The organism is Variovorax sp. 20P10.2.4, assembly GCF_058244205.1.
The window spans coordinates 1-4,242 of sequence record NZ_JBZAYE010000620.1; the positions used below are offsets into that span (position 1 = coordinate 1).

Consider the following 4,242-nt stretch of genomic DNA (forward strand, 5'->3'; position numbering starts at 1 on the left):
CCCGGCAGCGTCGTCACCCTGCTCACCGCGCTCGAGCCGCCCACGCTGGTGGGCCTGGTCAACTCCGCGGCCGGCACCTTCCTGGTGTCGCCCAAGGCGGTCGAGGGCCTGTTGAGCTACGACTTCGACCTGCGCCCGCGCCCGCAGCTCGCCGTGGCCTGGGAGGTGCAGCCCGATGGCCTGCAATACACCTTCAGGCTGCGCCGCGGCGTGAAGTGGCACGACGGCCGCCCCTTCACCTCGGCCGACGTGGCCTTCTCGATCCTCGCGCTCAAGCAGTCGCATCCGCGCGGGCGCGCCACCTTCGCGAGCGTGAGCGAGGTGCGCACGCCCGATGCCCACACGGCGGTGCTGGTGCTCAGCAAGCCCGCGCCCTTCCTGTTGACCGCACTGGCCGCGGCCGAGTCGCCGATCGTGCCGCGCCATGTCTACGAGGGCCGCGACCTCGCGAGCCATCCGGCCAACAACGCGCCGGTCGGCACCGGGCCCTTCGTGTTCAAGGAATGGCAGCGCGGCAGCCACATCATCTACGAGCGCAATCCCGACTACTGGGATGCCGGCAAGCCCTACATCGACCGGCTGGTGGTGCGCTTCGTGCCCGACCCCGCGGCGGCCGCCGCTGCGCTCGAGAGCGGCACGGTCGACCTGGCCGGCGCGACGCCGGTGCCGATCCCCGACCTCGACCGGCTCAAGGCGCTGCCGCACCTGAGCCTGGACACGCGCGGCAACGAGTACTTCAACAACTCGACCACGCGCATCGAGTTCAACCTCGACAACCAATACTTCCGCCATGCCAAGGTGCGCCAGGCGGTGGCCCATGCGATCGACCGCGAGGTGATCCTCAAGACCGTGTGGTACGGCTACGGCCTGGCCGCGCCGGGCCCGATCTCGCCGGTGCTGCGTGCCTTCTACGAGCCCGCGGCCGGCGTGCCGGGCTTCGACCGCAAGCGCGCCGAGGCGCTGCTCGACGAGGCCGGCTTCGCGCGCGGCGCCGACGGCGTGCGCTTTCGCGTGAGCCACGACGTGTTCGACGGCGGCGGCAACCGCGTGGGCCAGTACATCCGCCAGGCGCTCGCGCGCGTGGGCATCGACGTGACGGTGCGCACGCAGGAGTTCGGCGCCTACATCAAGCGCGTCTATACCGACCGCGACTTCGACTTCAACAACCAGGGCATGAGCCAGATGTTCGATCCCGCGGTCGGCATCCAGCGCTTCTACTGGTCGAAGAACTTCCGCCCCGGGGTGCCCTTCTCCAACGGCGCGCACTACGACAACCCCGAGGTCGACCAGCTGCTCGAGGCCGCGGCGGTGGAGAACGACGCCGCCAAGCGGCGCGCGCTCTACGCCGAGTTCCAGCGCGTGATCGCGCGCGAGCTGCCGACCATCGGCCTGGTGGCGGTGGCGCAGGTCACGGTGGCCAATCGCCGCATCGGCGGCCACACGGTCGGCGCCGAGGGCCTGTCGGGCAACTTCGCCGATCTTCACCTCAAGGGATGAGCATGCAGGACTGGAACATGGAGCGCCGCGCCTGGCTGCAGGCCGGCGCGGGACTCGGGCTCGCGGGCCTGGCCTCGCCGTTCGCGGCGGTGTCCGCGCTCGCGCAGGGCCGCGACGCGGGCACGCCGGTGCGCGGCGGCACGCTGACCGTGCTGATCGATCCCGAGCCGCCCACGCTCACCACCATCGCGCATTCGGCCGGCGCCTCGGTGCTGATCTCGGCCAAGACCACCGAGGGCCTGCTGAGCTACGGCTTCGACCTCTCGCCGCAGCCGCAGCTCGCGACCGCCTGGAGCGTGAGCGCCGACGGGCTGCAGTACAGCTTCAGCCTGCGCCGCGGCGTGAAGTGGCACGACGGCCGGCCCTTCACCTCGGCCGACGTCGCGCATTCGATCGGCCTGCTCAAGCAATACCACCCGCGCGGGCGCGCCACCTTCTCGAGCGTGTCGGAGGTGCGCACGCCCGATGCGCACACCGCGATCCTGGTGCTGTCGAAGCCGGTGCCCTACCTGATCACCGCACTGTCGGCGGCCGAGTCGCCGATCGTGCCGAAGCATCTCTACGAGAACGGCAAGGCCGATGCCAACCCGGCCAACAACGCACCCGTGGGCACCGGCCCCTTCGTGTTCAAGGAATGGGTGCGCGGCAGCCATGTGAGCTACGAGCGCAACCCCGACTACTGGGACAACCCCAGGCCCTATGTCGACCGGCTGATCGTGCGCTTCATTCCCGACGCGGCCGCGCGCGCGGCCGCGATCGAGAAGGGCGAGGTGCACCTGAGCCCGGGCACGCCGGTGCCGCTGGGCGACGTGGAGCGGCTGCGCGCCAGGCCGAACCTGGTGTTCGAGCCGAACGGCTACCAGTACATCAACAACGTCTCGCGCGTGGAGTTCAACCTCGAGAACCCCGCGCTGCAGGACCTGCGCGTGCGCCAGGCGATCGCGCATGCGATCAATCGCCAGGTGGTGCAGAAAACCGTGTGGTACGGCCAGGGCCGGCTGATTCCGGGGCCGGTGCATCCGGCGCTCGCGAAGTTCTACCTGCCCGACCTGCCGGTGCTGCCGCACGATCCGAAGCAGGCCGAGGCCCTGCTCGACGCGGCGGGCCTGACGCGCGGCAAGGCCGGCCCCAACCTGCGGCTCAAGCTCGCGCTGACGCCCATTCCCAACGAGGGCGGCCAGCGCACCGCCGAGTACCTGAAGCAGAGCCTGGGGCGCATCGGCATCGAGGTGACGATCAACGCGACCGACTTCGCGACCTACGTGCGCCGCATCTATGCCGACCGCGCCTTCGACCTGCACGTGAGCGTGATGAGCAACACCTTCGACCCCACCGTGGGCATCCAGCGCCTGTACTGGTCGAAGAACTTCAAGAAGGGCCTGCCGTTCTCCAACGGCTCGGGGTACAACAACCCCGAGGTCGACCAGCTGCTCGAGGCGGCCGCCATCGAGACCGACGAGGCGCGCCGGCGCCAGGCCTTCGCCGAGTTCCAGCGCCACATCGTGCGCGACCTGCCCGACATCACGTTATTGGCACTCGACAACTACACCATCGCCGATCGCCGCGTGCGCGGCCACACGGTCAGCGCCGACGGCATCGCCGGCAACCTGGCCGGGGCCTGGATCGGTACTTAACCAGAAGGAGCAATTCATGACCACCGCCACCACCGACCGCCCCGACGTGCTCTGGTACACCCGCTGCCCCGTGCCCTCGCCGCTGGGCATTGCCGCGCGCCAGGGCTGGCTGGCCCAGACCTTCGCCGAGGAAGGCATCGCGATCGAATCGATCATCGACTCGAAGGACCGCAGCATCCGCGAGAGCCACTTCGACCACCACCTGGCCTGGTCCTTCCGCCAGGGCGGCAACATCCCGCCGATCTGGGCCCGCGCCAACGGCCGCGCGACGCGGCTGGTGGCGATCACCTGGACCGACGAGTTCCAGGCCATCGTGACCCTGCCGGGGCGCGGCATCGCCTCGATCGAACAGCTCGCGGGCCGGCGCTTCGCGGTGCCGCGCCGGGTCAACGACCTGATCGACTTCCATCGCGCCACCGCGCTCAAGGGCGTGGTGTCGGCGCTGTCGCTGGCCGGCCTCACGACCGAGGACCTCACGCTGGTGCAGTTGCCGATCGAGGAGTCGGTGATCCTCGCGCAGGGCGAGCCCAGCCTGTTCGGGCTGCGCCGGCGCCATCCCTACTTCCGCGAGGTCGAGGCGCTGGTGCGCGGCGAGGTCGACGCGATCTTCGTCAAGGGCGCCGAGGGCCTGGTGGTCGCGAACCTGATCGGCGCCCAGGTGGTGTCCGAGTTCGGCAGCCATCCCGATCCGAAGATCCGCATCAACAACGGCACGCCGCGCGTGCTGACGGTCGATGCGGCGCTGTCCGAGCGGCGGCCCGACCTGGTGCTGCGCCTGCTCGAGGTGGTGGAGCGCGCCGGCCGCTGGGCCGAGGACCATCCCGACGAGACGGTGCGCTTCGTGGCGCGCGAGATCGCCACCAGCGAGGAGGCGGTGCTGGCCTCGAACGGGCCCGAGGTGCACCGGCATCTGGGCATCGGGCTCGACGCGCCGCTGGTCGAGGCAATCGGGCATTTCAAGGACTTCCTGCTGCAGTGGGGCTTCCTGCCGGGCGACTTCGACCTCGGCGAGTGGGTCGATGCCGAGCCCTTGCGCGCGTTGCGTGCCGGCAAGGCGGCAGCGCCCGAGGCCGCCGTGCTCGCCGCCGCATGAGCGCCGCCAACGCCAACC

The 4,242-nt window shown here is 70.5% G+C and carries 3 protein-coding genes; all 3 read left to right on the forward strand.

All coding sequences use genetic code 11. The features are described 5' to 3' along the window. A partial coding sequence (locus tag AC27VN_RS34365) for an ABC transporter substrate-binding protein (protein WP_490879481.1) occupies positions 1–1,497 on the forward strand: 1,497 nt, incomplete at its 5' end. Positions 1,498–1,499: 2 nt separating this feature from the next. After that, positions 1,500–3,131, forward strand: a complete 1,632-nt coding sequence (locus AC27VN_RS34370; protein WP_490879482.1) for an ABC transporter substrate-binding protein — start codon at positions 1,500–1,502, stop codon at positions 3,129–3,131. Between the two features lie 16 nt (positions 3,132–3,147). Next, entirely contained in the window at positions 3,148–4,224 is a 1,077-nt protein-coding gene (locus AC27VN_RS34375; protein ID WP_296800268.1) for an ABC transporter substrate-binding protein, read from the forward strand. Positions 4,225–4,242: the final 18 nt, after the last annotated feature.